A 25,847-nucleotide genomic window follows, 5' to 3' on the forward strand; every position below is an offset into this window, starting at 1 on the left:
GGTCGGTTACGGGGTTGCCATAATAACCACGGGCCAGGTTTCACGCTACTTTGCGGGGCCTGCCCTGTGCCTGTTTGCGCTGCCAGCGATCGACACTGTCAAGCGCCTTGATGCGTCGCTGGCGGATGGCGCTTACAAGGTTTTCATTGACGAAGCGGGTTACCGCCGCGGTAATCTGGCGGGCCATACTGTTGCCTTCCGCATTGGTGGACATGACCAGCAAATGCGGGTTCAGCGGGTCCATGGTCAGCTCTTCATGGCCGCGGGGAATGATCACCAGTCGCGCCGGTACGCTGAGCTCGCGCTCGCTGCTTACCCCTTCCTTGCGCAGGCGGGCGGCCACCAGGTAGTCGTGCTCTTCCCGATGGCGCCTGGGCGATACCAGGAAGTCGTCCTGGTGGACAATGCTCAGGAAGGGGATGTCGTAGGCGAGCATGATCTCCAGCGCCTTCATGTGTCGCCGCTGGTATTCCACCGGGTTGTGCAGGGCCGCGTTCACTTCCTTGGCCATGCCGTACAGCGACGCGGTTTTCAGTAGCCGGCGGCCGACCAGGCGCATGACGTAAGGCATGTCAGCATTGAGAAAGCCGCGCTGTACCCGGCGTTGATCCAGCAGTTTGCGCAGCCCCACTGTCATGGCATTGACCAGCAGGCGTGACAGACGCCGCGACAGGAACCGATTGAGGCCTTCCAGGTTACTCGCACTCTCGGCCAGTGCTTCGGGCTGGGCCGGTATCAGCCTGCCGTCCTCATCCTGGTGGTAGATACGCTCGAAACCGCTGTAGTCCAGTTCGGTTCCCCGGCGCAGGTGGGAGACGAGGGATTTGACGTTTTCAGTGGTGTTGGGACCATCGCAGGGCGACCAGCTCGCCAGGTGAATGATGCCGCCGACGCGCAGGGCGTCCACCAACTGGCGGTCTTCCGCCCTGAGCTTGTCGTAGGGGGGGATGTCGCTTTCGTAGTTTTTCAGCAGCGACAGCAAGAGGTGGTCGGAAATCACCCCGGCAATGGAATGGCCGGCGATGGGTACCGGACGCCCCTTGCGCCACTGGCTGAGAATCGCCTTGCGCAAAGCCCGGGCGTAGTGAGGGAATATTTCCTCGTTAGCCATGAACTTGGCCAGGCTGCCGCGGTGCAGGGCAGAGACCGTCCAGGAGCTGGGCAGGCGAATCAACAGGTTGGCAAAACTGAACAGGCCCATGAAGCCGTGCAAGAGCAGAATGTGGACGCCGTTTTCCTCATCGCCCGCGCGGGTTTCCGCCTTGTTCTCGACGAGCTGCCCCCGTTCGCTGTAGGAAAAGCGGGTTTCGTCGAAATGCAGCGCCTGTTCGTCGGCGAGGATGTAGACCCGTTCGGCAACGTCCCGGGATTCCCGCAGCAGGCGCAGTGGGGTTTCCATCACCGTTTGCTCGAATTCGGCAGTCTCTTCCATCTCGAACCGGCCCAGGGCCTTGAGCTTCAGCGATCCCGACACGATCAGGTAGGTTTGCTCGGCGTTAACCAGAACCCCCCGGTTGAGCGCCACCCTGAAAGCCCCCGACTCCTTTTTCAACAACAGCACTGCCGGCTCGCGTATGGCCAGCTCCGGTGTATAGGGCGCCAGTGCTCCGAGCGTACCGTCTTTACCGATACCGCTGACCACGCAGTGAAAAGCCATGCTTGCGCCCAGCTTTTCCTGTATGGATTGCTGGTAGCGCTGGCACTCCTGGCGGGCCAGCTGCTGCGCCTTGCGGGTCTGCCCGCGCTTCAGCGCCTGGCGAGCATTGGCGAGGTTGATGGGGTAGACCATGATCTTGGCCATGGCGTCGACAATGTCATTGAGGTCGGCACCGGGGCCCAGGTTCAGGCTGCGGGCCAGCGCGCGCAGGCCTCGCTGGCGGCGCAATTTGCTCGCCAGGGGCACCAGAAAGTTGATTAACAGCGACTGCTCCGCGCTCTCCCAGCCCGTCTCGCCGGTGGTTTCCTCAAGCAGGAAAAAGCGCACGTGGCGCAGCCAGTCGATACTGTTGTGGTGCTGGGTGAGCCAGGCCCGGTACTGTGCCTTTACCGTATTACCGCCGCCCAGGGCAATGGTGAAATGTTCGCGCTTGAATGCGCCCCAGGCCTGGTAGCGGTCGCGCTGCAGCCACTGGTCATACTGACCCTGTAACAGGCTGGCGGCGTGCCGGCCCGCCTCGGGCAGGGTGGCTGAGATGCCCACGTGTACGCCAGAGGCCTCCTGGATGAGGGCGAAGTCACGAGCTGATTTGCTATTGGTTTTCATATGCTGATGTTAGCGCGAAACGGTTATCCAGGCATTATGTGCCGGTTTTGGCACCTATAAACAGGGTGTGTGGCATGGTAATTTGCACTGACCGGGGTGTAGCTACCGCAGCATGCGCCAGATCAGTGCCAGTATAGCCTCTAACCGGTGGTGAGCGCCCAGCCTTTGTAGCGCCCGCCATGGTCAATGGCATCGTGCATTCGCGCCCATTGCAGCCCAACCTGCCACTTGAGCCTGTGGTCGTAAAACTGGTATTCAAGGCCCAGGTAGACTCCGTCATCACGCTGTATTGCCCTGCGGTCCCGGGAAGATTATCGTGTGTCGAGAACTGACGAAGGACGGGAAAGGAGTAGCGAGTGAAGCAGGTAATCTGGAGTGGAGCCCTGGCGGTGAGTCTGGCAATTTCAGCGCACGGCCAGAGTGCAGCGGCGGCCGGTGCTTCCCCGGCGGTGACGCATCTGGCGCAGGCGATCCAGTATCCGACGGTGAGTTTCCAGGATAGGGGGCAAATCGATTACTCGCAGTTCCGGGCGTTCCGGCAATTTCTCGAGCAAACCTACCCCTTGACCTTTAGCACCCTGCAGGTGGAGACCGTGGCCGACTACAGCCTGCTGCTCACCTGGCCTGGTAGCGAGCCGGTACTGAAACCGGTGCTGCTGGATTCCCACTACGATGTGGTACCCATCGAGCCGGGTACCGAGCAGGACTGGACCCACCCGCCCTTCAGCGGGGCCGTCAGCGACGGCTTTCTCTGGGGACGCGGCGCCCTGGATGACAAGGCCTCGGTCATCGCCACCCTGGAGGCGGTGGAAGCGCTGTTGCGCGACGGCTTCCAGCCCCAGCGCACGCTGCTGTTTTCCCTCGCCCACGACGAGGAGATTGGCGGTACCGATGGCGCCGCCAATATCGTCAGGCACCTGCAGGACAGTGGTATTACGCTGCAGTACATGATTGCCGAAGGAGGATTGATCATTGCCGGCAACCCCCTGCTGCCGGAGCGGGATATGGCCATGATAGGCCTGGCGGAAAAAACCTATGTCACCCTGACCCTGATGGCGAAGGGGGAGGGCGGCCACTCTTCCATGCCGGTACAGGATAACGCGATTGTTCGTTTGTCCCGCGCCCTCACCCGGCTGCACGACAATCCCTTCGACACCCAGCTGGGTCCGCCGGTGAGCGATATGCTGCAAATTGTCGGCGCGGAACTGGGTGGCCTCAAGGGCTTCATGCTGAAAAACCAGTGGTTGAGCAAGCCGCTGCTGCTGTCGACCATGGCCAGGGACCCCCTGTCAAACGCCATGATCCGGACCACCACCGCGGTCACCATGTTCGATGCCGGCATCAAGGAAAATGTCATTTCCCAACAGGCGGAAGCCAAAGTCAATTTCCGCCTGATGCCCGGATTTACCACGCAACAGTTAATTGACGGGGTAAGGGAAATTATCGATGACGGGCAGATTGAGATCGAGGCGCAACAGTGGAAACCGGGCCCGCCGGTGGCCGACATCAACGGCGAGGGTTACCAGCGGGTCAAGAGCGCGATCAATGCAGCCTACCCCCAGGCGCTGGTGGTGCCGAGCCTGCTGACGGCGACCACCGACAGCGCCCACTACGTGGAGGTGGCGCCGCAGATATACCGCTTTCACCCCTTTTCCCTGCACGTTTCCGATGCTGGCACCATACACAGCACCAACGAGCGCATTGCAGTAGAAGCGGTTGAACGCTCAGTCAGGATCTCGCGGGCTTTGGTAGAATCTGCGGCGCGGCGGTGATGCAAAAGCTCTGGTGGTGGATATTGTTCCTGAATCCATGAATTAGAACATCTGCCCACGTCACTGGAAGATTCCGTTCTTGTTGGTCGGTAAATTACAGAATACTGGCAGTGGCGCCGCAAACTCGTGGTCAGTTGGCAGGCCTCACTGCTCTCTATCGGGCAGCTTTTCCTGCCTATGAATCTGGCGAAGGCCATAGGAAAAATGGCGGTATAAAAAGGAGTGTAGTGATGTGTAGTCTGGAAGGTCGCACGGCAATAGTCACTGGCGCCGGTGGCGGTATAGGCCTGGGCATTGCCCGCTGTTTCGCCCGCGAAGGTGCCAGGGTCACCATTGCGGAGTACAACGAGGAAACCGGCCGGCGCGCCGCTGAGGAATTGCAGGCGTCGGGCGCCCAGGCCCAGTTTGTGCGCACGGATGTCGGCGTCAAGGCGGATGTTGAAAACATGGTGCGGGAAACGGTGGACCGTTGGGGCACTGTGGATGTGTTGGTGAACAATGCCTGGAGCTCCAGGGCGAAGCTGGCGCGAGTGGAGTGGATGGATGATGACACCATGCAGAGCGCCTTCGACATAGGCACCATGGGCTGCTATTGGGCGATGCGAGCCTGCTTCCACCATATGAAACAGCAGGGCTATGGGCGGATTATTAACATGTGCTCACTCAACGGGGTGAACGCACACATGTATACCGTGCACTACAACATGGCCAAGGAGGCCCTGCGGGCGATAACGCGCACGGCGGCGCGGGAGTGGGCAGCGACGGGTGTTACCTGCAACGTCATTTGCCCCTCTGCGGAAAGTGCCGCCCTCCAGGGCATGAAGCGCAGCGCACCGGAGATGTTCAATCAGCTGGAGCAGGGGGTGCCCATGCAGCGATTCGGAGACCCTGAATCGGACATCGCGCCGGTGGCACTGTTTCTGGCCAGCGAGAGCTCGGGCTATTTGACCGGCAATACCCTGTTCGCCGACGGCGGTGCCCACATCAATGGCGTGGCCTGGGCGCCGTCGATGCCCGAGGAAAAGCCGCAGTGAAACCTGTGAATGGCTGTGTCCAATAAGGTCACAGCAGCGATGTAATGGGCATAAAAAAGCCCCAAGACACCACGTCTCAGGGCTCTTCTAGTATTTGGCTCCGCCTGCTGGGCTCGAACCAGCGACCCAATGATTAACAGTCATTTGCTCTACCAACTGAGCTAAGGCGGAATTGATCTCGTCAGAGGCCGCGTATATTAATGATCGCGGGGGGGCGGGTCAACAGCAATTTGGCGATTATTTTGCAATCTGGGCAGGGCGCTGATTCGGGCTGCAATTCGTCGCTATGTGAATGATAATACTCGGCTATTTTCCACTTTCCAGCAGGTATAGCGCCGGTGTCACGTCCCTTTAAAGTCGAATCCAGGTTCCAGCCCGCGGGTGACCAGCCGCAGGCGATACGGCAGCTGGTGGAGGGGGTGCAGGCGGGGCTGGCGGCGCAGACCCTGCTGGGGGTGACGGGCTCGGGCAAGACCTTCACCATGGCCCACGTGGTGGAACAGCTGCAGCGGCCGACCATTGTCATGGCCCACAACAAGACCCTGGCGGCGCAGCTGTACGGCGAGTTCAAGGAGTTCTTCCCCAATAACGCGGTGGAGTATTTTGTCTCCTACTACGATTACTACCAGCCCGAAGCCTATGTGCCGTCATCGGATACCTTTATCGAGAAAGACGCATCGATCAACGACCATATCGAGCAGATGCGGCTGTCCGCCACCAAGGCGCTGATGGAGCGCGAGGATTGCCTGGTGGTGGCGACGGTGTCGGCCATATATGGCCTCGGCGACCCGGACTCCTACTACAAGATGCGCATGCACCTGTCCCGCGGTGAGATCATCGACCAGCGCGGCATTCTGCGTCACCTGGCGGACCTGCAGTATACCCGCAACGATGTGGACTTCGGCCGCGCCACCTACCGGGTGCGCGGCGATGTGATCGATATCTTTCCCGCCGACTCGGAGCGCGAGGCGGTGCGTATCGAACTGTTCGATGAGGAGATCGAGAATATCTATATTTTCGACCCGCTCACCGGCGCGGTGGAAAGCAAGGTGCCGCGCATCACCATTTTCCCCAAGAGCCACTATGTGACGCCCCGCAACACCATGCTGCAGGCGGTGGAGCAGATCGAGGCGGAGCTGGAAGTCCGCCTGGACCAGCTCAAGGACAACCAGAAGCTGGTGGAGGCCCAGCGCCTGGCCCAGCGCACCAAGTACGACATGGAGATGATCCGCGAGCTGGGTTACTGCCAGGGGGTGGAGAATTACTCCCGTTATCTCTCCGGGCGCAAGGCGGGGGAGCCGCCACCCACCCTGTTCGAGTACCTGCCGGACAATGCCCTGGTGATCGTCGATGAATCCCACGCCACCATTCCCCAGATTGGCGCCATGTACAAGGGCGACCGCTCGCGTAAGGAAACCCTGGTGGAATACGGTTTCCGCCTGCCTTCTGCGCTGGACAACCGCCCGCTGCGCTTCGAGGAGTGGGAACGGCTGGTGCCGCAGGCGATATTCGTCTCGGCGACTCCCGGTCCCTATGAGGAGGCCCATGCGGGGCGGGTTGTGGAGCAGGTGGTGCGGCCCACCGGCCTGATCGACCCGAAACTGGAAATCCGTCCCGCCAGCACCCAGGTGGACGACCTGCTGGGGCAGATCAGTACAACGGTGGAGCGGGGCGAGCGGGTGCTGGTGACCACGCTGACCAAGCGCATGGCCGAGGACCTCACCGAGTACCTGGCCGACAACGGCGTGCGGGTGCGTTACCTGCACTCGGACATCGATACCGTGGAACGGGTGGAGATTATTCGCGACCTGCGCCTGGGGGAATTCGATGTGCTGGTGGGCATCAACCTGCTGCGGGAGGGTCTGGATATGCCCGAGGTTTCCCTAGTGGCGATTCTCGACGCCGACAAGGAGGGCTTCCTGCGCTCCGAGCGCTCCCTCATCCAGACCATTGGCCGCGCTGCCCGCAACCTAAACGGCCGGGCGATACTGTACGCCGACCAGGTCACCGGCTCCATGGAGCGGGCGATTGCCGAAACCGGGCGTCGTCGCGACAAGCAGCTGGCCCATAACACCGAGCACGGCATTGTGCCGAAGGGCGTGGAAAAGTCAGTGCAGGACATTATGGAGGGCGCCCGGCGCATGCCCACCCGGGGCAAGGGGAAAGCGAAAAAAGTCGCGGAGCCCAGGCTGGCTTTCGGCGCGGAGGTGGCCCAGCTGTCACCGGCGGCCCTGTCGCGCAAGCTCAGGCAACTGGAATCGCAGATGCAGGAGCACGCCAGGAATCTCGAGTTCGAGGAGGCCGCGGCCCTCAGGGACCAGCTCACGGAACTCAAGCAACAGGCCTTTGTGGGGGAATAACCCCGTCTGCATTCCCTGTTCAGGGGTTTTGTCCAGCTTTTGCGCAGCGCAAGCTTGCGCCCGTCTTTGGCTGTTCTATATTGAAAGCTGGGTTATTCCCCGCAACTTTTCCCAAGGAGTTTTCAATGTTGAAATTTACCCGAACGCTGGTGCTGGGGGCGTTCGCCAGCATGGCGCTCAGTGCCCAGGCCGCCGACAAGCCCAACATCCTGGTGGTATGGGGTGACGATGTTGGCCAGTCGAACATTTCCGCCTACACCATGGGCGTGATGGGCTATGAAACCCCCAATATCGACCGTATTGCCGAAGAAGGCATGATTTTTACCGATTACTATGGTGAGCAGAGCTGCACCGCCGGCCGGTCTTCCTTCATTATGGGCCAGTCGGTGTTCCGCACCGGGCTGAGCAAGGTCGGCCTGCCGGGCGCCGAGCTGGGTATGCGTGAGGAGGACCCGACCATCGCCGGGCTGCTGAAGAACCACGGTTACATGACCGGTCAATTCGGCAAGAACCACCTCGGTGACCGGGACGAGCACCTGCCCACCAATCACGGCTTTGATGAGTTTTACGGCAACCTCTATCACCTGAATGCCGAAGAGGAGCCGGAGAACTATGACTACCCCGACGATCCGGCCTTCCGCGAGCAGTTCGGTCCCCGCGGTGTCATTCGCTCCTCGGCGGACGGCAAGATTGAAGACACCGGCCCGCTGACCCGCAAGCGGATGGAGGTGGTGGATGACGATACTGCAGCGGAGGCGCTCAAGTTCATTGAGAAGGCGGTGCAAGCCGACAAGCCTTTCTTCGTCTGGTGGAGCGGCACCCGCATGCATTTCCGTACCCATGTTTCCGACGAGAAGATGAAGTGGTGCCAGGAAATGTACCCGCGTCGCGGCAGGGACCCCTACACCTGTGGGATGCTGGAGCACGATGCTCATATCGGCCTGTTCCTCGACAAGCTGGATGAGCTGGATATCGCCGACAACACCATCGTCTTTTACTCCACCGACAACGGCCCGCATATGAACACCTGGCCAGACTCGGCGATGACGCCCTTCCGCGGTGAGAAAAACACCAACTGGGAAGGGGGCTGGCGGGTGCCGGCCATGGTGCGCTGGCCGGGCCAGATCGAAGCCGGCAGTATCTCCAACGAGATCATGCACCACATGGACTGGCTGCCGACTTTCCTCGCCATCGCAGGCGAAGCCGATGTGAAGGAGAAACTGCTCAAGGGTCACCGCGCCATCGGCCGCAACTACAAGGTGCACCTTGACGGTTACAACTTCCTGCCGCTGTTGACGGGTGAATCCGAGGAGGCACCGCGGGACGAAATCTTCTATTTCTCCGACGATGGCGACCTGACGGCGCTGCGCTACCGCGACTGGAAGCTGGTGTTCATGGAGCAGAAGACCCAGGGAGGTTTGCGCGTCTGGATGGACCCCTTCGTGCCCCTGCGGATACCGCTGGTCTTCAACCTGCGCCGTGACCCCTACGAGCGCGCGCCCCTGACCTCCAACACGTACTACGACTGGTTGCTGGACAGGGCCTTTATGCTGGTCCCCGCCCAGGCCTACGTGGGTGAGTTCCTGGAGACCTTCAAGCAGTATCCGCCGCGGCAGAAAGCGGCCAGCTTCTCGCTCGACCAGGTGATGGAGAAACTCACCGACCCCGGTGGCGCCCAGTAAGCGCCTTACCACTGGAAGAGGCCTCTGCGGAGGCCTTTTTTTCTGCCTGTCATTCCTCCGCGGGGAACCACATGCGCACCGCGACGCCGGGCGGATTGGCTGTATTGGTGGCGGCGACACGGCCCCGGTTATAATCGCTGATCAGGCGCACCACATGCAGTCCCAGGCCCAGGTGCACACTGTCGCCGGTGCGCTCCCGTTGCGACACCATGGGGTCGAACATGGACTGGGCGAGTCCCGGGGGCAGCGTCGGTCCGGCATTGCGCACGGCCAGTTCCCAGCCGTCCTGGACCCCGGTCAGTGACAGCGTGATGGGCGATTGCGGTTCACTGAAGGACACCGCATTGGCCACCAGTTTGTCCAGCGCCTGGATCACCAGTTCGGGCACACCGCTGATCGTTGCCTGCCCTGTGTCTATCTCCAGCCTGACAGGATGCCGCGAGTAAACCGCGCCGTAAGCGGCGTGCACTTCTTTCAGCAGGGGCACCAGGTCCAGCGCTTCCGGTGGATTGTTGCGGATGCTCTCTTCCAGTCGTGAGGCCTCGCTCATGGCATCGAGAATCCGCCGCAGTCTTTCCAGGCCACCCCGCGCCCGCTTTACATACACGGCCTGGTCCGGCTGGTGCTCCTGCTCCAGGTTTTCCAGCGAGGTCTGGATGATGGCGATGGGCGTGCGCAGTTCGTGGGACAGTTTGCGGCTGAGGGTGCGCAGGTAGTCGTTGTAGTCGCGCAGTTTTTCCAGCAGGGAAGCGTAATGGCGCGACAGTTCGCCGATTTCATCCTGCGCTTTGCTGGCGGGGAAAACACCGCTGATCGAGCCATCGGCGGCTATCACCCGGCTCGCCGCCTGGCTCAGCCGGCGGATGCGCAGGGAGAGAACGCTGGCGTAACCCAGCAGCCCCAGGGCACCGAGGCCGATGGCGAACAGGCTGTAGCCCAGCAGCCGGCTGAAGGCCTGGTCGGTCAGCGACAGGTATTGCTCGCCGGACTCACTCACCAGCACGCTGCCGATCACCTGGCCCTGGTGACGTATGGGTGCCGCGGCGGTGAGCAGGGTGCGGGTGGCGCTGGCGGCGTCCCGATAGCGAAAGCTGCCCGGGTTGCCGGCCAGGGCGTCTGCCACACCGGCGCCGGCCAGTTTCCCGGGCTGCACGGCAACCGGCGGGGTGGGCAGGTCGGTCTCGGCGAGTACGCTGCGGTAGATCAGCCGCAGCAGCCAGAAGGTGTCCGAGTCGGCACTGCCGGTGGCGGCGGGGTCCAGCGCGCCGACCCGCCAGCGCTGGTTGTCGCTGACCTCGATCTTGCGGCCGTTGTGGGCGAAGGGGGCCAGGGCCTGCTGCAGCGCCGCGCTGCTGTATACCAGCCAGGGCGGCGCGCGGGTTTCCAGGGGGGAGATATTGCCCAGGGTCTCGAACCGGGTGTTGCCCGGGCCGCCGCTGTTGATCACGTAAAAGCCCAGCCGCTCGCCGGTGTAGGCCAGGGGGATTTCCAGTTCCAGGGTGTAACCGCCCTGGGCATCCTGCCAGAAACCCTCGATCCGCCCCGGGTCCAGGTCGCGGGTGCGGCGGCCGGCGGCCTGGGCGCGAACGCTGCCCGGCGCCGCGGTGGCGATCACATAGTCCTGGCGTTTGCCGCCCAGCCAGGTGCGCAGGACCAGGCGATCGCCATTGGGCTCCCGCGACACCCCCGGGTTGTGGTAAATCACCTCCGGGTCCTGCACCCGCAACAGCAGGTACAGGCTTGCGCCCCGGGTGAGGGCCCGGTAGCCCAGCGCCAGCGGCGCGGTCAGGTCGGGGTTGTCCAGGGTGAATTCGGGGATGTCTTCCCAGCCGTCGGCGTAACCATCGACCGAGATGTACTGTCCGGAGGGCAGGGCGTAGACCGGCGGGCGGGTGTCCTCGCGGGCGATAATGCGCTCCGGGTCCGGGTAGATCAGTTCCCGCCGGGCGCCCAGCACCGCTGCAACCGCCTCGGCGGTGGCCTGTAGCCCCTGTTCCTGGCCGTGGCGCAGGGCGCCTTCCATTTCCCGGATAAACTGGCAGCCCGCCCAGGGCAGTGACAGCAGCAGCACCGACACTAGAATCAGTTGCCGGTGCAGGTTGAACTTCAACCTTTCCATCGGTAGCCCATGCCGTAGGCGGTCTCGATGTGATCAAAGCCCGGATCCAGCGCCTGGAATTTGCGGCGAATGCGTTTGATATGAGAGGTAATCGTGTTGTCGTCCAGCACCACGTTGGCCTGGTCCATCAGCTGCTGGCGGTTTTTGACGTGGCCCGGGTGCAGCGCCAGGGTGTGGACCATCCAGAATTCGGTCACGGTGAGCTCCAGCGCCTGGCCCTGCCAGCTGGTGGTCATGCGCTCCCGGTTCAGTTCGAGCTCGCCCTGGCGCAACAGGTGCTGCACTTGTTCCGGCATGCGCAGTGCATCCACTCGCCGCAGCAGGGCGTTGATGCGAACACTGAGCTGCGCCTGGCTGATGTCCTTGGTCAGGTAATCATCTGCCCCCAGGCGAAAGCCGGAAATAATGTCCAGCTCCGAGTCCCGGGCGGTGAGGAACACGATGGGCAGCAGCGGCGAACGGGAGCGCAGCTCCCGGCACAGCTCGAAACCGCCCTCCATCTCCTCGCCCAGGCCAACGTCGATAATGGCCAGGTCCGGCAGTTGCCGGCTGAATGCCGCGGTGGCGGTGGATTTACAGGGGTAGAGGGAAACGCGGAATCCCTGGCGCTGCAGGTGGTCACGGTAATTGGCGGCAATCGCAGCCTCGTCCTCAACGATGGCGATATGCTTCTGCATCTGGCTTCCCTGGCTGTTGCCGATGCAGGCATGGTTTCAAATAACACCCGCCAGCTCAAGCCGCTGCCACAATTGATCACAATTGGGCACCGCCTCGCCATATTCCGTCCCCGCTTTCGCCACGTCGGTCGGCTGCAATAGTGGGACTGAATCTGGAGGCGCTAATATGCATGCATATCGACACAAGCAATTACTTTCCCGCGATATACAGCGTTTTGGCGGGGTTTCATTCTGGTTGCTGTTTCGCTGCCTGCCGGCGCTGGTACTGGCCGCCTTGTCCCTGTTCATTCTCAGTGCCGCCACCGCCAGGGCGGAGTCCTCGCTGACTGAGCCGGGGGGAGGGCAGCTGATGCTGCGCAACGCGCAGGGGCAGAGTATCGCTGCCGTGGCCCAGCACACCAGCGTACAGCTGGAAATCACCGGCATGGTTGCCATCGTCACCCTGGAGCAGCAGTTCAGCAACCGCAGCAGTGAGTGGGTGGAGGGTGTGTACGCTTTCCCGCTGCCGGAACAGGCCGCGGTGCGGAGTATGGAAATGCGGGTAGGGGAGCGGCGTATTATCGGTGAGATACGTGAGCGGGTCGCGGCGCAGGATATCTACCGCCAGGCAAAAGCCGCGGGCAAGAAGGCCTCATTGGTCGAGCAGCAACGCCCCAACCTGTTCAGCAACCGGGTGGCCAACATCGCCCCGGGCGAGTCAGTCAGCGTCAAACTCGAGTATGTGCAGGAAGTCAGCTATGACGCTGGCCAGTTTTCCCTGCGTCTGCCGACCACAATTACCCCGCGCTACATTCCGGGTATCAGCGCGGGCCGGAATTTATCGGCGGGCGGCGAGACGGTGGCAGTGCTGCCCGGCCTGGGCTGGGCGCAGCCGACCCAGCAAGTGCCGGATGCGGACCAGGTGACACCACTGTTGTACCCCCGGGAGGGTGACGACAACACGCCACTCAACCCCATGACGCTGAGCGCCCGGCTGGATATGGGCATGCCCCTGGCCGAAGTCCAGTCCCCCTACCATGATATTGCCTTGAGCCGCAGGGCGGGTGTTTACGAGATTGCGCTCGCCGCTGGCGTGGCTGAAATGGACCGGGATTTCGTGCTGCGCTGGACACCGGTGTCCGCCAACGCGCCGTCGGCCGCTTTCTTTACCGAACGGGTCGGCGGTGAATACTATGGCCTGTTGTTGCTGGTGCCGCCGACGCCCGAGCGGGCACCGGAACCGGCCCCACGGGAAATCGTGTTCGTGATCGATACCTCCGGCTCCATGGGCGGTGTATCCATCCGCCAGGCCCGCGCAAGCCTGGTCCGTGCCCTGGGCCACCTGCGCCCCGAGGATCGCTTCAATATCATCCAGTTCAATTCCAGCCACCACGCCCTGTTCCGGCGCGCGCTTCCCGCCAGCAGGCATAACCTGCAACTGGCGGCAGAGTACGTGCGCCATCTGCAGGCCACCGGCGGTACCGAGATGATGCCGGCCCTGCAGACCGCCCTGACAGCGAACGTGGCGGCGGACGAACTCCACCCGCAGCCGGTCCTGCGCCAGGTGATCTTCATTACCGACGGCGCCGTCGGCAACGAGCGCGAGCTGTATGCGGAGATCGCGCAGCGCCTCGGCCCGAGCCGCCTGTTTACCGTCGGCATCGGCTCGGCGCCCAACAGCTGGTTCATGCGCAAGGCGGCGGAGTTTGGCCGCGGTAGCTACACCTATATCAGCGATGTCGATGAAGTCGGCGCCACCATGGATGCCCTGTTTCGCCAGCTGTCGGCGCCGGTGGCGACAGCGCTGACGGTGGACTGGCCTGCCGGGGCCGAGGCCTGGCCAGCGAGCTTACCCGACCTCTACCAGGGCGAGCCCCTGCGGGTGGCCGTGAAACTGGGGGCGGAACTGCCCGACGCCGACCTGCTGGTGCGCGGCAGGGTGGGTGGGCAGGAGTGGGGCACCACCCTGCGGTTTTTCCCGGGTGCCGATCCCGCTCGCGCGCCTGATCACCCGGGTGTCGCCTCGGTCTGGGCGCGCCGGAAAATCGCTGCCCTGCTGGATATGAGGGTGTACGGCAAGGACGATGACTGGGTGCGCGGCCAGGTGCTGCCGCTGGCGCTTGAGCACAGCCTGATGAGCCCCTACACCAGCTTTGTCGCGGTGGAACAGCAGCCGGCGCGGCCCCTGGACAGAGCGCTGGACAGTCACCCGGTGCCCAACACCCGGCCCAATGGCCAGAGTCCGCAAACCTTTGCCTACCCCAACACGGCCACGACAGCCGCAGCCAATGTCTGGCTGGGCAGTTTCCTGCTGTTGCTGGGGCTGTTCGCCAGGGCCTTCCGGGAGGAGGACTAGCGTGACCAGTTCCCTGTCGCGCCTGCTGACCCTGCTGTTACTGCTGGCCGGGCTGCAGCAGTGGGGCAGTGCGCTGCTCATCCACGGCAAGGCGCAGCTGGCGTCGCTGTTGCTGGAGCGGGCCTGGCGCCAGAGCCTGGCACAGGGTGGCGCAGCGGTGAAACCCTGGCCCTGGGCCGATACCTGGCCGGTCGTCCGGCTGGAGGTTCCGGCACTGGGGGAGTCGCACCTGGTGCTCGCCGGTGACTCCGGTAACGCCCTGGCTTTCGGACCGGGGCACCTGCGCGCCAGCGCCATGCCCGGAACCGGCGGCACGACCGTTATCAGCGGGCACCGGGATACCCACTTCCACTTTCTCGGCAAGCTGCGCAGCGGGCAGCGCATCAATGTGCAACTGGCATCCGGGCGCAGCGTGGCGTACCGGGTTGCCGCGACCGATATCGTCGACGCATCCCGCGGTGGTATCGTCGCTGGTAGGGAGGTCGAGCTGTTGCTGCTGGTTACCTGTTATCCTTTCGATGCACTGGTCAGCGGCGGCCCCCTGCGCTTCCGGGTCATGGCAGTGCCGGAGCGGGAACCGGTGTTGTCGCCCCTGCCGGTTCCCGTCGGCCGACTGGAGTTATAGCGAAGCGCTACGGTGATTGCTGGTTGCCGCCGCTATAGTTGCTATAATCGGCAGCCCGTCAACCGGATTACGGACAACTATGTCGGCAACCACCCTGAAACCCCTGGATGCGATCTGGCTGATGCTGGAGTCGGACGAGACCCCCATGCACGTCGGCGTGCTGGCTACCTTCCGCAAGCCGGCTGGCGCCGGCACAAGATTTTATGCCGATATGGCCCGGGAGATGCGCGCCGCCGAGGTGGTGGCACCGTGGAACCTGCGCCTGGACAAGGGGCCACTGGCGAGACTGGCGGCAGACCCGGGCTTTGACATCGACTACCATTTTCGCCGCTCGGCGCTGGCGCAACCGGGGGGCGAGCGGGAACTGGGCCGGATGATATCGCGGCTGCACAGCCACCCACTCGACCGGCGCCGCCCGCTGTGGGAGTTCCACCTGATCGAGGGGCTGGAGGGCGATCGCTTTGCCTTTTATATCAAGCTGCACCACGCCCTGGTTGATGCGGTCAATGGCGTGCCGATGCTGCTGTCCGCCCTTGCCAGCAGCGCCAGGGCGCGCAGAACTCCGCCCCTGTGGGCGCAGCCCATCGCCTCCGGCAGCGACGGCGACCTGGTGGAAGAATACCGCCTGCCCGACCTGGCGCAGGCGGTGGACGCCCTGGGCGCGGTGGGCAAAGTCGCCGCCGGCATGCTCCAGAGCGCGCTGCGTCCCAGCGAGCGCAACAGTTTCCTGTTTCCCCGCGGCACCCCGAAAAGCACCCTCAACCGGCGGATCAACAGCCAGCGCCGCTTTGCCACCCAGCAATTTGCCGTTGCCCGCTGCACCGCCCTTGCCGAGGCGACCGGGAGCACCGTCAACGAGATCCTGACCTACTTGTGCGGTAGCACCCTGCGGCGGTTTTTCAAGGAATACAACGCGCTGCCCGATAGCTCGCTGATCGGCATGATGCCGGTGTCCCTGCAGGAGCGTGGCGAGCACATTGCCGGCAATGCCATCGCCGGTATCCGCGTGCCCCTGGGCACCGACGTGGGTGATCCGCTGGCCCGGCTGGCGGCGGTAAAGGAATCCATGAAGAAGGTGCGGGCGGATCGCGCTTCGCTGCCGGCAGAGGCGGTCACCCCCTATGTGATGATGCGCGCTGCGCCGCTGTACGCCAGCCAGCTTGGCGCCCTGGGGCGCTGGATTCCGCCGCAGTTCAACCTGGTGGTGTCCAACACCCATGGCGCGGACAAGGCATTGTATTTCAATGGGGCGAAGCTGGAGGCGGTCTACCCCCTTAGCCAGCTCATGCAGTTCAGCGCCCTGAGCATCGATTGCGTGAGCTACGCCGGCACCTTCAATATCGGTTTCACCGGTGCCCGCGACACCCTGCCGCACCTGCAGCGCATGGCGGTGTACTTCGGCAAGGCGGTGGATGAACTGGAAGAACGGGTGGCGCAAGCGGAGGTGGCACAATGAACAAGTTAGCCAGAATCGCCCTGGACCAGGGCCTCGCCCTCAACCAGCGCCTGTCGGCGAGCACGGCCAACAGCATCGACTGGCTGTTCAAGCGGGACACCCTGATCAAGTCTGGCCGGACCTGGTTCGAACTGGTCCACGACGGCGACCTGATGGCCGTGCGTTACTACGAGTTGCCGGAAGAGGACGAGATCGAGCTGGCGGATGGCAGCACCATGGCCATCGAGCGCGAGCAGCACCCGGTGCCGCTGGTGCTGGTGCCGCCATTGGGCGTGACCACCGAGACCTTTGACCTGATGCCCCAGCGCAGCCTGGTGCGCTACCTGGTCGCCCGGGGCTTCAAGGTATACCTGCTGGACTGGGGCAAGCCGAAAAAAGAGCATGCCCATCTCGGTATACTGGACTATTGCGACGACATGATGGGCACGGCGCTGGAAAAAATACGCCGGCACTCGGGCAGCAAGACCCTGTCTCTGATGGGCTGGTGTATGGGCGGGCTGTTGTGCCTGTTTTACCAGGGCATTAACCGGGACCCGCATATTCGCAACATCGTCACCGTGGCCAGCCCGATCGATATGGAATCGGGCAAGGGCGTGATTTCCCAGCTGGCGGGTATCGCCCAGGCCCTGGACGGCCCGGCGCAGCTGGTCAGCAATTATTCCAAGCTGCGGCTCAATACCCTGGACCCGGCGCGACTGTCGCTGCCGGACTGGGCGACCACGATCGTCTTCAAGCTCACCGACCCGGTTGGCAGCGTGACCACCTACTGGGACCTGGTGACCCGCCTCTGGGACCGCGAGTTCGTCGAATCCTATTCCACCACCTCGGACTACCTCAACAACATGCTGCGTTATCCCGGGGGGGTGTTGCAGGACATGGCGGGGGGCGTGGTGATGGAGAACCAGATCGCCCGCGGCAAGGTCGAGCTCCACGACAAGCTGGCGGAAATCGACCGCATAGAATCCAGCCTGCTGGCGTTCGCCGGCGAGCGTGACAACCTGGTGCCGGCGGAAGTGGCCGAGCGCATCGTGGAACTGGTGGCGTCCCGCGACAAGGAGTTTCGCCTGGCACCCGGTGGCCACATGGGGGTAATCATCGGCAGCAAGGCCCAGGGTGCGGTGTGGGCCGAATCCGCCGACTGGCTGGTGCCGCGTTCCCAGGACAAGCCCTTCAGCAAGCGCAGGTCCCGCAGCGGCGCCAAAGCCAGGTCCAGTAGTAAAGCCACAGCTGAATCCAGGACCAAAGCCAAAGCCAAAGCCAAAGCCAAAGCGAAAACCAAAGCGAAAACCAAAGCCAGGACCGGCAGCAAAGCGCGGGTGCAGCCCAAACTCAAGGCGGGTTGACATGAGAATGTCGGTGAAGTCATGGGCCGTGGTAATGCTGCTGGTGCTGGCGACGGCTGCCCACGGCGCGCTGACAGTGGACGCCCTGCAGCGGGCCTTTCCCTGCAGGCCTCGCTAGCGGCATTGCCGGCCGCTGACAGGCAGCCAACCCGGCCGCAGTCTCCTGCTCCGGGGGTTTTCATGCGCACGGCGCTCCATTAGAATGCTTCCCCCCGGCGGTAACGCGGCCGGACTGTAGGCCGATCGGTCGCGCAACTGGTCACTGCAACGCGGAATCGTTACCGCGAAAACGTGAAAAGTGGCGTGAAAGCAACCGGTTGGAAAATCGCATGTGACCTCTGGTACGGGTCACCACTGATACAAGGAAAGCTCATGCCTGTTATTACCCTGCCTGACGGCAGTCAGCGCTCATTTGAAAAGCCCGTTTCCGTTCACGCGGTGGCCGCCGATATCGGCCCCGGACTGGCCAAGGCCGCCCTGGCGGGCGTGGTCGACGGCCGCGAGGTTGATACTTCCTATGTGATCGAAAACGACGCCGCCCTCGCCATTATTACCGACCGCGACGATGCCGGCCTCGAAATCATTCGCCACTCAACGGCCCACCTGCTGGCCCAGGCGACCCAGCAACTGTTTCCGGGGATCCAGGTCACCATCGGCCCGGTGATCGAGGACGGTTTTTATTACGACTTTGCCACCGGCCATAATTTCACCCCGGAGGACCTGGAAAAAATCGAGCAGCGGATGGAAGAGATCGCGCGCCAGGACCTGCCGGTTGAGCGCATCGTCTGCAGCCGCGAAAAAGCCATCGAGATCTTCCGCAACATGGGCGAGCGCTACAAGGTACAGATCATCGAGGCCTTGCCGACAGGGGAGGAGATATCCATCTACCAGCAGGGCGCCTGGATGGATCTGTGCCGTGGGCCCCACGTGCCCAGCACCGGCAAGCTGAATGCCTTCAAGCTGACCAAGGTGGCTGGCGCCTACTGGCGGGGCGACTCCAACAACGAGATGCTGCAGCGGGTCTACGGCACCGCCTGGGCCAACAAGAAGCAGCTCAAGCAGTACCTGCACCGTATCGAGGAAGCCGAAAAGCGGGACCACCGCAAAATCGGCAAGAAACTGGACCTGTTCCACACCCAGGAGGAAGCGCCGGGTATGGTGTTCTGGCACCCGGCGGGCTGGAGCATCTACCAGACTATCGAGCAGTACATGCGCAGCGCCCAGTTGCGTCACGGCTACCAGGAGATCAAGACCCCGCAGCTGGTGGACCTGTCCCTGTGGGAAAAGTCCGGCCACGCCGACAAATTCGGCGATGACATGTTCATGCTCAAGGCCGAGGAGCGGGAGTTCGCGGTCAAGCCGATGAATTGCCCCTGCCATGTGCAGGTATTCAACCAGGGCCTGAAGTCCTACCGCGACCTGCCCCTGCGGCTGGCGGAGTTCGGCTCCTGCCACCGCAATGAGCCTTCGGGCTCCCTGCACGGCATTATGCGGGTGCGCGGCTTTGTCCAGGACGATGCCCATATCTTCTGTACCGAGGAGCAGATCCAGCCGGAAGTCTCCGCCTTTATCGACTTCCTCCATGGCGTTTACGAGGACTTCGGCTTCAGCGACGTGATTTACCGCCTGTCCACCCGCCCGGAAAAGCGGGTGGGTTCCGACGCCGACTGGGACCGGGCGGAAAAAGCCCTGGCGGACGCCCTCGACGCGCAGAACCTGCCCTGGGAAGAACTGCCGGGGGAGGGGGCCTTTTATGGCCCCAAGATCGAATTTTCGCTCAAGGACTGCATCGGCCGGGTCTGGCAGCTGGGTACTGTCCAGGTGGACTTCTCCATGCCCGGGCGGCTCGACGCCCAGTACGTGGCCGAGGACGGCTCGCGCCAGGTGCCGGTGATGCTGCACCGGGCGATTCTGGGGTCATTTGAGCGATTTATCGGGATTCTGATCGAACATTATGAAGGTGTGTTTCCTACCTGGCTGGCGCCGACCCAGGCTGTGGTGCTCAATATCACCGACAAACAGGCGGAATATGCCCAATCTGTGGAAGATTCCTTACAAAACAAGGGCTTTCGGGTCATTTCGGACTTGAGAAACGAGAAGATCGGCTTTAAAATCCGCGAGCACACAATTCAGAAGGTTCCGTACCTGCTTGTGGTAGGGGATAAAGAAGTGGAATCAAAGACAGTGGCCGTGCGCGCCCGTCGGGGTGAGGACCTGGGATCCATGGATCTCGATGCGTTTATAACGCACCTCACGGACGATGTAGCGCTGCGTGGTCGTATTGCATTGGATTAATGGAGAATCAGCATTAAGAAAGATACAAAAGGCGCTGCCAAGAAGGCGCTGACCAATGATCAGATCACGTCGGACCCGGTCCGCCTGATTGGAGCCGACGGTGAGCAGGTAGGCATTGTGCCCCTGAGTGAAGCCAAGGCGGCGGCGGAAGCTGCCAGTATGGATCTTGTATTGATAGCTGATTCAGATCCCGCAGTCTGCAAGGTGATGGACTACGGGAAGCACATCTTTGAGGCGAAGAAGCAGAAAGCGGCCCAGAAGAAAAAGGCCAAGCGGACGCAAATCAAGGAGATGAAGTTTCGTCCAGGGACGGAGGAGGGAGATTATCAGGTAAAACTACGCAACCTGACACGTTTCCTTGAAAATGGCGATAAGGCCAAGGTCACGCTGCGTTTTCGTGGTCGTGAAATGGCTCACCAGGAAATCGGCATGGAGCTACTCAAGCGGGTAGAAGCTGATCTGGCCGAGTTGGGTGGTGTCGAGCAATTCCCGAAAATGGAAGGCCGACAGCTCACTATGGTTATCGCACCCAAGAAGAAGAACTGACGGCATTGTGACGCCTTAGTTTCTTTATTTTTTATTACTCAAATGCGGAGTATTTGATTATGTCAAAAGCAAAAGTTCACAGTGGTGCTGCCAAGCGGTTCAAGAAAACCGCCGGCGGTTACAAGCGTAAAAGCGCGAACAAGAGTCACATCCTGACCAAGATGACTACCAAGCGTAAGCGTCAGCTGCGTGGAACCAGCATGATCGACAAGAACGACGTTGTTCTGATTGATCGCATGCTGCGTGCCAAGTAACGGTTAGAGACAGGAAAGGAGAAGACTTATGCCTCGCGTAAAACGTGGTGTGGTGGCCCATCGCCGTCACAAAAAGATTTTGAAGCAAGCCAAGGGATACTACGGAGCTCGCAGCCGTATTTTCCGTGTTGCCAAGCAGGCCGTTACCAAGGCTGGCCAGTATGCATACCGTGACCGCCGTCAGCGCAAGCGTCAGTTCCGCGCGCTGTGGATCACCCGCATCAACGCCCAGTCTCGCGCCAATGGCCTGAGCTATAGCCGCCTGATCAACGGCCTGAAGAAGGCTGATATCGCCCTGGATCGCCGTGTACTGGCGGACCTGGCGGTGCACGACAAGCCGGCTTTTGCAGCGATTGTGGAGCAAGCGAAGGCCGCTCTGGCCTAAGCCCACCCCCGCGCGGTGAAATTTGCCGCGCAATCGCTGGCTACACTTTAAAACCGAAAGGGAAAGGGCTCCGCTCTTTCCCTTTTTTTATGTACAGGACGTACGGTACGTCCGCGGGAGGCAGGACGCCGGAGCGGACGCGGTTGGGAATGTTAACGTTCCCCGTATACATAGCTTCGTCATCCCGGCGCAAGCCGGGATCCAGGCACCACAACGTCATCCCGGCGAACGCCGGGATCCAGTGGCCAGCGGCTTATAAATTATAGGCCTGACCCTGAATGACGGATTACTGACAAGAGATGAGATAAATGGAATACCTCGAAGCCTTGGCCAATGAGGCCAAAGCAGCCATAGAAGCCGCCGCAGACGGCGCCGCGCTGGAGCAACTGCGCGTGGATTACCTGGGCAAGAAAGGCCAGATCACGGCCCTGTTAAAAGGCCTGGGTAAACTCTCCGCGGAGGAACGCCCGGTGGCCGGCGCGCAGATCAACGTGGTCAAGCAGGAACTGCAGGACCTCATCGGCCAGCGCAAGGCGGCGCTGGAAGCGGCGGCGGTGGAGGCGCAACTGGCGGCGGAGACCATCGATGTCAGCCTGCCCGGACGCGGCCAGTCCACCGGCGGTATTCACCCGGTGACCCGCACCATGGAGCGCATGGAAGCGTTCTTTTCGGCCATTGGCTTCGAGGTGGTCGAGGGCCCGGAGATCGAGGACGACTACCACAACTTCGAGGCGCTCAACATTCCCGCCCACCACCCGGCGCGGGCCATGCACGACACCTTTTACGTGGACGATCACACGGTGCTGCGCACCCACACCTCGCCGGTGCAGGTGCGGGTGATGGAAAGCCAGCAGCCGCCGCTGAAGATCATCTGTCCCGGGCGCGTGTACCGCTGCGACTCCGACCTGACCCACACCCCCATGTTTCACCAGCTGGAGGGGCTGCTGATCGACGACCACACCAGCTTCGCCGATCTCAAGGGGGTGATCGAGGAGTTCCTGCGGGCCTTCTTCGAAAAGGAGCTGGAAGTGCGCTTCCGCCCCTCCTATTTCCCCTTTACCGAGCCATCGGCAGAAGTCGATATCCAGTGCGTGAACTGTGGCGGCAGCGGCTGCCGGGTGTGCAGCCAGACCGGCTGGCTGGAAGTCATGGGCTGCGGCATGGTGCATCCCCGGGTGTTCGAGTATTCCAATATCGATACCGAGAAATACACCGGTTTTGCCTTTGGCATGGGCGTCGAGCGTCTGGCCATGCTGCGCTATGGCGTCAACGACCTACGCCTGTTTTTCGACAACGACCTGCGCTTCCTCGAGCAGTTTTAGGGCCAAGTCAGATAGCGTCAACAGGCCCTCAGCCCCCGAATTTTGGAGTAAGTAGAAAGTGATTATCAGTGAACAGTGGCTGCGCGAATGGGTAAGCCCGCAAATCAGTACCGAAGACCTGGCCCACCAGATCACCATGGCCGGCCTGGAGGTGGATGCCGTTGACCCGGTGGCCGGTGAGTTCAGCGGCGTGGTGGTGGCGGAGATTGTCTCTGCCGAACAGCACCCGGACGCCGACAAGCTGCGCCTGTGCCAGGTCGATGCCGGCGGAGAACGCGTGCAAATCGTTTGCGGCGCGCCCAATGCCCGGGCGGGCCTGAAAGCACCCCTGGCCACCGTGGGTGGCGTACTGCCGGGCAACTTCAAGATCAAGAAAGCAAAGCTGCGCGGCCTCGAGTCATTCGGCATGCTGTGCGCCGCGGCAGAACTGGGCCTGTCGGATGACAGCGATGGCCTGTTCGAACTGGCGGCGGATGCGCCCGTCGGTACCGACCTGCGCGACTACCTCGGCCTGGACGACAATGCCATCGAAATCGGCCTGACCCCCAACCGCGCCGACTGCCTGGGCGTGGCGGGTATCGCCCGGGAAGTGGGCCTGCTTAACAACCTCGCGGTTACCGCCCCCGCCATCGCGCCGGTGGCGGCCACGATTGACGACCGCTTCCCGGTGGAACTGGTGGCGCCGGAGCGCTGCCCCCGTTTTGTCGGCCGGGTGATACGCGGTATCGACCCGTCCCGCTCGAGCCCGCTGTGGCTGCAGGAAAAGCTGCGCCGGGTCGGGTTGCGTTCTATCGATGCGGTGGTGGACGTGACCAACTACGTGATGCTGGAGCTGGGCCAGCCCATGCACGCCTTCGACTTTGCCCGCCTGGAGGGTGGCATCCGGGTGCGCCTGGCGGAGCAGGGTGAAGCCCTGGAACTGCTCGATGGCCAGACGGTGGAGCTCAATGATGACACCCTGGTGATCGCTGACCACAGCAAGGCCCTGGCCATGGCTGGCGTCATGGGTGGCCAGCAGAGCGCAGTCAGCGACAGCACCGTCGACCTGTTCCTGGAAGTGGCGTTCTTCACCCCCGACCTGATGGCGGGCAAGGCCCGTTCCTACGGCTTGCACACCGATGCCTCGCACCGCTTTGAGCGCGGCGTGGATTTCAAGCTGCAGGTCACCGCCATGGAACGGGCTACCGCGCTGTTACTGGATATTGTCGGCGGCGAGGCAGGCCCCTTGCAGGAGACCGTGGCCGAGGCGCAGCTGCCCGCGCGACCCGACGTGAGCCTGCGCGAGGCGCGCATCCAGCGCCTGCTGGGTTTCGAGATGGAGCCGGCGGAGGTGGAGCGCATCCTCACCGGGCTGGGCCTGGGGGTGAGCCGCACCGACGATGGCTGGCGTTGCACGGTACCCAGCTGGCGCTTTGATATCGCCATTGAGGCCGACCTGCTGGAGGAGCTGGCCCGGGTCTACGGCTACAACCGGCTGCCGGTCACCCGGCTCCATGGCGACCTGGTGATCCCGGCAAAGCCGGAACAGACCCTGGCCATGGCCGGTATTCGCAGCCACCTGGCCGCCCGCGGTTATCGCGAGGCGATTACCTACAGTTTTGTCGAGCCGCGCCTGCAGGAGGTGTTCGATCCGGGGCTGCAGCCGGTGGCCCTGAGCAACCCGATTTCCGCCGACATGGCAGTGATGCGCACCAGCCTGCTGCCGGGCCTGGTGTCCGCACTGCTGCGCAACACCAAGCGCCAGCAGCCGCGGGTGCGCCTGTTCGAAACCGGGCTGCGCTTCCTGCCGGGGGAGGACTGCCTCAAGCAGGTGCCCACGCTGGCGATGCTGGTCACCGGTGACCGCTTTGAGGAAGGCTGGAGCGGCGATGCCGAAGCGGCGGACTTCTTCGACCTCAAGGGCGACCTGGAGAGCCTGCTGGCCCTGACCCGGGCCGCTGACAGCTTCAGTTTCCAGGCCGCCAGCCGCGACGCCCTGCACCCCGGCCAGACCGCGCTGGTGCTGCGCGATGAGGAAACCGTGGGCTACCTCGGTGCCCTGCATCCCTCCGTCTGCCGTGAACTGGGCCTGAACGCGCCGGCCTACGCCTGTGAAATCACCCTGTCGGCCCTGTTGCAGTCGAAGCTCCCGGCCTTCAGTGAGCTGTCCCGCTTCCCGGAAGTGCGCCGCGACCTGGCGGTGCTGGTGGACAAAGCGGTACCCGCCCAGGAGCTGATGGCAAATGTTCGAGCGTCAGCAGGTACTTACCTCACAGACTTAACCCTGTTTGATGTCTATGAGGGCAAAGGCATTGATCCTAAAAGAAAAAGTCTGGCTCTTGGTTTGACATTCCGGGATTCTTCGCGCACTCTTAGCGATGAAGATGTGAATCTGGCGGTCGAACAAGTTGTTGATTCGCTGGAAAAAAACTATAAAGCCGAGCTTAGGAACTAGGTAGGGGAAATGACCGCGCTGACAAAATCTGAAATGGCGGAACGCCTGTTTGAGGAGCTGGGGCTCAACAAACGGGAAGCCAAGGAGATTGTTGAGCTGTTCTTCGAGGAAATACGTTCCTGCCTCGAAAACAACGAACAGGTGAAGTTGTCGGGCTTCGGCAACTTCGACCTGCGCGACAAGAGCCAGCGCCCCGGTCGCAACCCCAAGACCGGTGAGGAAATCCCCATCTCCGCCCGCCGGGTGGTGACCTTCCGTCCTGGGCAGAAGCTCAAGGCCCGAGTAGAGGAATATGCTGGAACCGAGCAATAACCATGAATTGCCCGCCATTCCGGGCAAGCGCTACTTCACCATCGGTGAGGTCAGCGAGCTGTGCGCGGTCAAGCCGCACGTGCTGCGCTACTGGGAACAGGAATTTCCCCAGCTGAAGCCGGTCAAGCGCCGTGGCAACCGCCGCTATTACCAGCGTGACGACGTGCTGACCATCCGCCAGATCCGCAGCCTGCTGTACGACCAGGGCTACACCATCGGTGGCGCCCGCCAGCGCATGACCGACGAGGACAACGGCGCCGTGAACGACAGCGTCAAGGCCGTTATCCGCGAAACCATCGAGGAACTGGAAGAGCTGCTCAAAACCCTGTCACCGGCGAAATAGTGTTTGTAAGCAGGGTGGTTTTGAGTATAATGCCGCCCTCGCAAGCAACGCGATTCTCGGGGCGTAGCGCAGTCTGGTAGCGCACCACACTGGGGGTGTGGTGGTCGTAGGTTCAAATCCTGCCGTCCCGACCAATTCATAAAAAAGCCACCCACAGGGTGGCTTTTTTAGGCTCTCCCCCATTAAGGGGGGATGGGCCGATATTCACTAAACCCGGTTAATAATGCCATCCCACCCGCAGTGGGTTAAGACGCGTAATCGGTAATTCTCAAAATTCCTGAATCCATAGG

The 25,847-nt window shown here is 62.3% G+C and carries 19 protein-coding genes and 2 tRNA genes; 17 read left to right on the plus strand and 4 right to left on the minus strand.

Going from position 1 to position 25,847, the window contains the following annotated elements:
• Positions 1 to 40: 40 nt before the first annotated feature.
• Complete coding sequence (locus DWB85_RS06910; protein ID WP_117953476.1) at positions 41 to 2,263, minus strand: 6-phosphogluconolactonase; 2,223 nt, start codon at positions 2,261 to 2,263, stop codon at positions 41 to 43.
• A 356-nt stretch (positions 2,264 to 2,619) separates the two neighbouring features.
• On the opposite strand from DWB85_RS06910, the gene DWB85_RS06915 reads away from it, so the two are divergent.
• Together DWB85_RS06915 and DWB85_RS06920 are read left to right on the plus strand one after the other, a co-directional pair.
• The gene (locus DWB85_RS06915; protein ID WP_117953477.1) at positions 2,620 to 4,035 is read left to right on the plus strand and encodes a M20/M25/M40 family metallo-hydrolase; all 1,416 of its coding nucleotides are present in this window, start codon (positions 2,620 to 2,622) and stop codon (positions 4,033 to 4,035) included.
• Between the two features lie 230 nt (positions 4,036 to 4,265).
• A complete protein-coding gene (locus DWB85_RS06920) occupies positions 4,266 to 5,069 on the plus strand; it encodes an SDR family NAD(P)-dependent oxidoreductase (protein WP_117953478.1) in 804 nt (267 codons plus the stop codon).
• Between the two features lie 95 nt (positions 5,070 to 5,164).
• Here DWB85_RS06920 and DWB85_RS06925 read toward each other — a convergent pair.
• A tRNA-Asn gene (locus DWB85_RS06925) sits at positions 5,165 to 5,240 on the minus strand.
• A 167-nt stretch (positions 5,241 to 5,407) separates the two neighbouring features.
• Here DWB85_RS06925 and uvrB point away from each other — a divergent pair.
• Both uvrB and DWB85_RS06935 read left to right on the plus strand, forming a co-directional pair.
• Positions 5,408 to 7,429, plus strand: coding sequence for an excinuclease ABC subunit UvrB (gene uvrB, locus DWB85_RS06930; RefSeq protein ID WP_117953479.1), 2,022 nt, complete (start codon positions 5,408 to 5,410; stop codon positions 7,427 to 7,429).
• A gap of 125 nt (positions 7,430 to 7,554) precedes the next feature.
• Positions 7,555 to 9,111 carry an arylsulfatase gene (locus tag DWB85_RS06935; protein ID WP_117953480.1) on the plus strand — a complete coding sequence of 519 codons (1,557 nt, stop codon included), beginning with the start codon at positions 7,555 to 7,557 and terminating at the stop codon, positions 9,109 to 9,111.
• A 49-nt stretch (positions 9,112 to 9,160) separates the two neighbouring features.
• Here the strand turns inward: DWB85_RS06935 and DWB85_RS06940 are convergent, their stop codons facing one another.
• Positions 9,161 to 11,230: a histidine kinase dimerization/phospho-acceptor domain-containing protein gene (locus tag DWB85_RS06940; RefSeq protein WP_117953481.1), complete on the minus strand. Its 2,070-nt coding sequence runs from the start codon at positions 11,228 to 11,230 to the stop codon at positions 9,161 to 9,163.
• Positions 11,218 to 11,907: a proteobacterial dedicated sortase system response regulator gene (gene pdsR / locus DWB85_RS06945; protein ID WP_117953482.1), complete on the minus strand. Its 690-nt coding sequence runs from the start codon at positions 11,905 to 11,907 to the stop codon at positions 11,218 to 11,220. Before pdsR ends, DWB85_RS06940 begins: the two co-directional genes overlap by 13 nt.
• 166 nt (positions 11,908 to 12,073) lie before the next feature.
• Here pdsR and DWB85_RS06950 point away from each other — a divergent pair, with 166 nt between their 5' ends.
• From DWB85_RS06950 to DWB85_RS07010, 13 genes are all read left to right on the plus strand, one after another.
• Positions 12,074 to 14,242 carry a marine proteobacterial sortase target protein gene (locus tag DWB85_RS06950; RefSeq protein WP_117953483.1) on the plus strand — a complete coding sequence of 723 codons (2,169 nt, stop codon included), beginning with the start codon at positions 12,074 to 12,076 and terminating at the stop codon, positions 14,240 to 14,242.
• Between the two features lies 1 nt (position 14,243).
• Positions 14,244 to 14,867 carry a class GN sortase gene (locus tag DWB85_RS06955; protein WP_239017243.1) on the plus strand — a complete coding sequence of 208 codons (624 nt, stop codon included), beginning with the start codon at positions 14,244 to 14,246 and terminating at the stop codon, positions 14,865 to 14,867.
• Between the two features lie 79 nt (positions 14,868 to 14,946).
• On the plus strand, positions 14,947 to 16,323 hold the full coding sequence (locus tag DWB85_RS06960) for a wax ester/triacylglycerol synthase family O-acyltransferase (RefSeq protein ID WP_117953485.1): 1,377 nt from the start codon (positions 14,947 to 14,949) through the stop codon (positions 16,321 to 16,323).
• Positions 16,320 to 17,666, plus strand: a complete 1,347-nt coding sequence (locus tag DWB85_RS06965) for an alpha/beta fold hydrolase (protein WP_117953486.1) — start codon at positions 16,320 to 16,322, stop codon at positions 17,664 to 17,666. Before DWB85_RS06960 ends, DWB85_RS06965 begins: the two co-directional genes overlap by 4 nt.
• Before the next feature lie 372 nt (positions 17,667 to 18,038).
• On the plus strand, positions 18,039 to 19,961 hold the full coding sequence (gene thrS / locus DWB85_RS06970; protein ID WP_117953487.1) for a threonine--tRNA ligase: 1,923 nt from the start codon (positions 18,039 to 18,041) through the stop codon (positions 19,959 to 19,961).
• A gap of 48 nt (positions 19,962 to 20,009) precedes the next feature.
• Entirely contained in the window at positions 20,010 to 20,507 is a 498-nt protein-coding gene (infC, locus tag DWB85_RS06975; protein WP_117953488.1) for a translation initiation factor IF-3, read from the plus strand.
• Between the two features lie 59 nt (positions 20,508 to 20,566).
• Positions 20,567 to 20,761 (plus strand): 50S ribosomal protein L35, encoded by a 195-nt coding sequence (rpmI, locus tag DWB85_RS06980; protein WP_117953489.1) that lies wholly within the window; start codon positions 20,567 to 20,569, stop codon positions 20,759 to 20,761.
• Between the two features lie 28 nt (positions 20,762 to 20,789).
• Positions 20,790 to 21,146, plus strand: coding sequence for a 50S ribosomal protein L20 (gene rplT / locus DWB85_RS06985; protein ID WP_117953490.1), 357 nt, complete (start codon positions 20,790 to 20,792; stop codon positions 21,144 to 21,146).
• Between the two features lie 308 nt (positions 21,147 to 21,454).
• Positions 21,455 to 22,468, plus strand: coding sequence for a phenylalanine--tRNA ligase subunit alpha (gene pheS, locus DWB85_RS06990; protein WP_117953491.1), 1,014 nt, complete (start codon positions 21,455 to 21,457; stop codon positions 22,466 to 22,468).
• Between the two features lie 58 nt (positions 22,469 to 22,526).
• On the plus strand, positions 22,527 to 24,902 hold the full coding sequence (pheT, locus tag DWB85_RS06995; protein WP_117953492.1) for a phenylalanine--tRNA ligase subunit beta: 2,376 nt from the start codon (positions 22,527 to 22,529) through the stop codon (positions 24,900 to 24,902).
• Between the two features lie 9 nt (positions 24,903 to 24,911).
• Complete coding sequence (gene ihfA, locus DWB85_RS07000; RefSeq protein WP_117953493.1) at positions 24,912 to 25,214, plus strand: integration host factor subunit alpha; 303 nt, start codon at positions 24,912 to 24,914, stop codon at positions 25,212 to 25,214.
• A complete protein-coding gene (locus tag DWB85_RS07005; RefSeq protein ID WP_117953494.1) occupies positions 25,195 to 25,557 on the plus strand; it encodes a MerR family transcriptional regulator in 363 nt (120 codons plus the stop codon). Before ihfA ends, DWB85_RS07005 begins: the two co-directional genes overlap by 20 nt.
• A 57-nt stretch (positions 25,558 to 25,614) precedes the next feature.
• Positions 25,615 to 25,691 (plus strand) — tRNA-Pro (locus tag DWB85_RS07010).
• Positions 25,692 to 25,847: the final 156 nt, after the last annotated feature.

Origin of the sequence: Seongchinamella sediminis, assembly GCF_003457605.1 — a bacterium.
Classification (GTDB): Bacteria; Pseudomonadota; Gammaproteobacteria; order Pseudomonadales; family Halieaceae; genus Halioglobus; species Halioglobus sediminis.

Bases quoted from the DNA above. Each gene is read 5' to 3' on its own strand.
- DWB85_RS06910 (WP_117953476.1), bottom strand. From the start codon at position 2,263: ATGAAAACCAATAGCAAATCAGCTCGTGACTTCGCCCTCATCCAGGAG.
- DWB85_RS06920 (WP_117953478.1), top strand. From the start codon at position 4,266: ATGTGTAGTCTGGAAGGTCGCACGGCAATAGTCACTGGCGCCGGTGGC.
- DWB85_RS06935 (WP_117953480.1), top strand. From the start codon at position 7,555: ATGTTGAAATTTACCCGAACGCTGGTGCTGGGGGCGTTCGCCAGCATG.
- DWB85_RS06940 (WP_117953481.1), bottom strand. From the start codon at position 11,230: ATGGAAAGGTTGAAGTTCAACCTGCACCGGCAACTGATTCTAGTGTCG.
- pdsR (WP_117953482.1), bottom strand. From the start codon at position 11,907: ATGCAGAAGCATATCGCCATCGTTGAGGACGAGGCTGCGATTGCCGCC.
- DWB85_RS06950 (WP_117953483.1), top strand. From the start codon at position 12,074: ATGCATGCATATCGACACAAGCAATTACTTTCCCGCGATATACAGCGT.
- DWB85_RS06960 (WP_117953485.1), top strand. From the start codon at position 14,947: ATGTCGGCAACCACCCTGAAACCCCTGGATGCGATCTGGCTGATGCTG.
- DWB85_RS06965 (WP_117953486.1), top strand. From the start codon at position 16,320: ATGAACAAGTTAGCCAGAATCGCCCTGGACCAGGGCCTCGCCCTCAAC.
- thrS (WP_117953487.1), top strand. From the start codon at position 18,039: ATGCCTGTTATTACCCTGCCTGACGGCAGTCAGCGCTCATTTGAAAAG.
- rpmI (WP_117953489.1), top strand. From the start codon at position 20,567: ATGTCAAAAGCAAAAGTTCACAGTGGTGCTGCCAAGCGGTTCAAGAAA.
- rplT (WP_117953490.1), top strand. From the start codon at position 20,790: ATGCCTCGCGTAAAACGTGGTGTGGTGGCCCATCGCCGTCACAAAAAG.
- pheS (WP_117953491.1), top strand. From the start codon at position 21,455: ATGGAATACCTCGAAGCCTTGGCCAATGAGGCCAAAGCAGCCATAGAA.
- ihfA (WP_117953493.1), top strand. From the start codon at position 24,912: ATGACCGCGCTGACAAAATCTGAAATGGCGGAACGCCTGTTTGAGGAG.
- DWB85_RS07005 (WP_117953494.1), top strand. From the start codon at position 25,195: ATGCTGGAACCGAGCAATAACCATGAATTGCCCGCCATTCCGGGCAAG.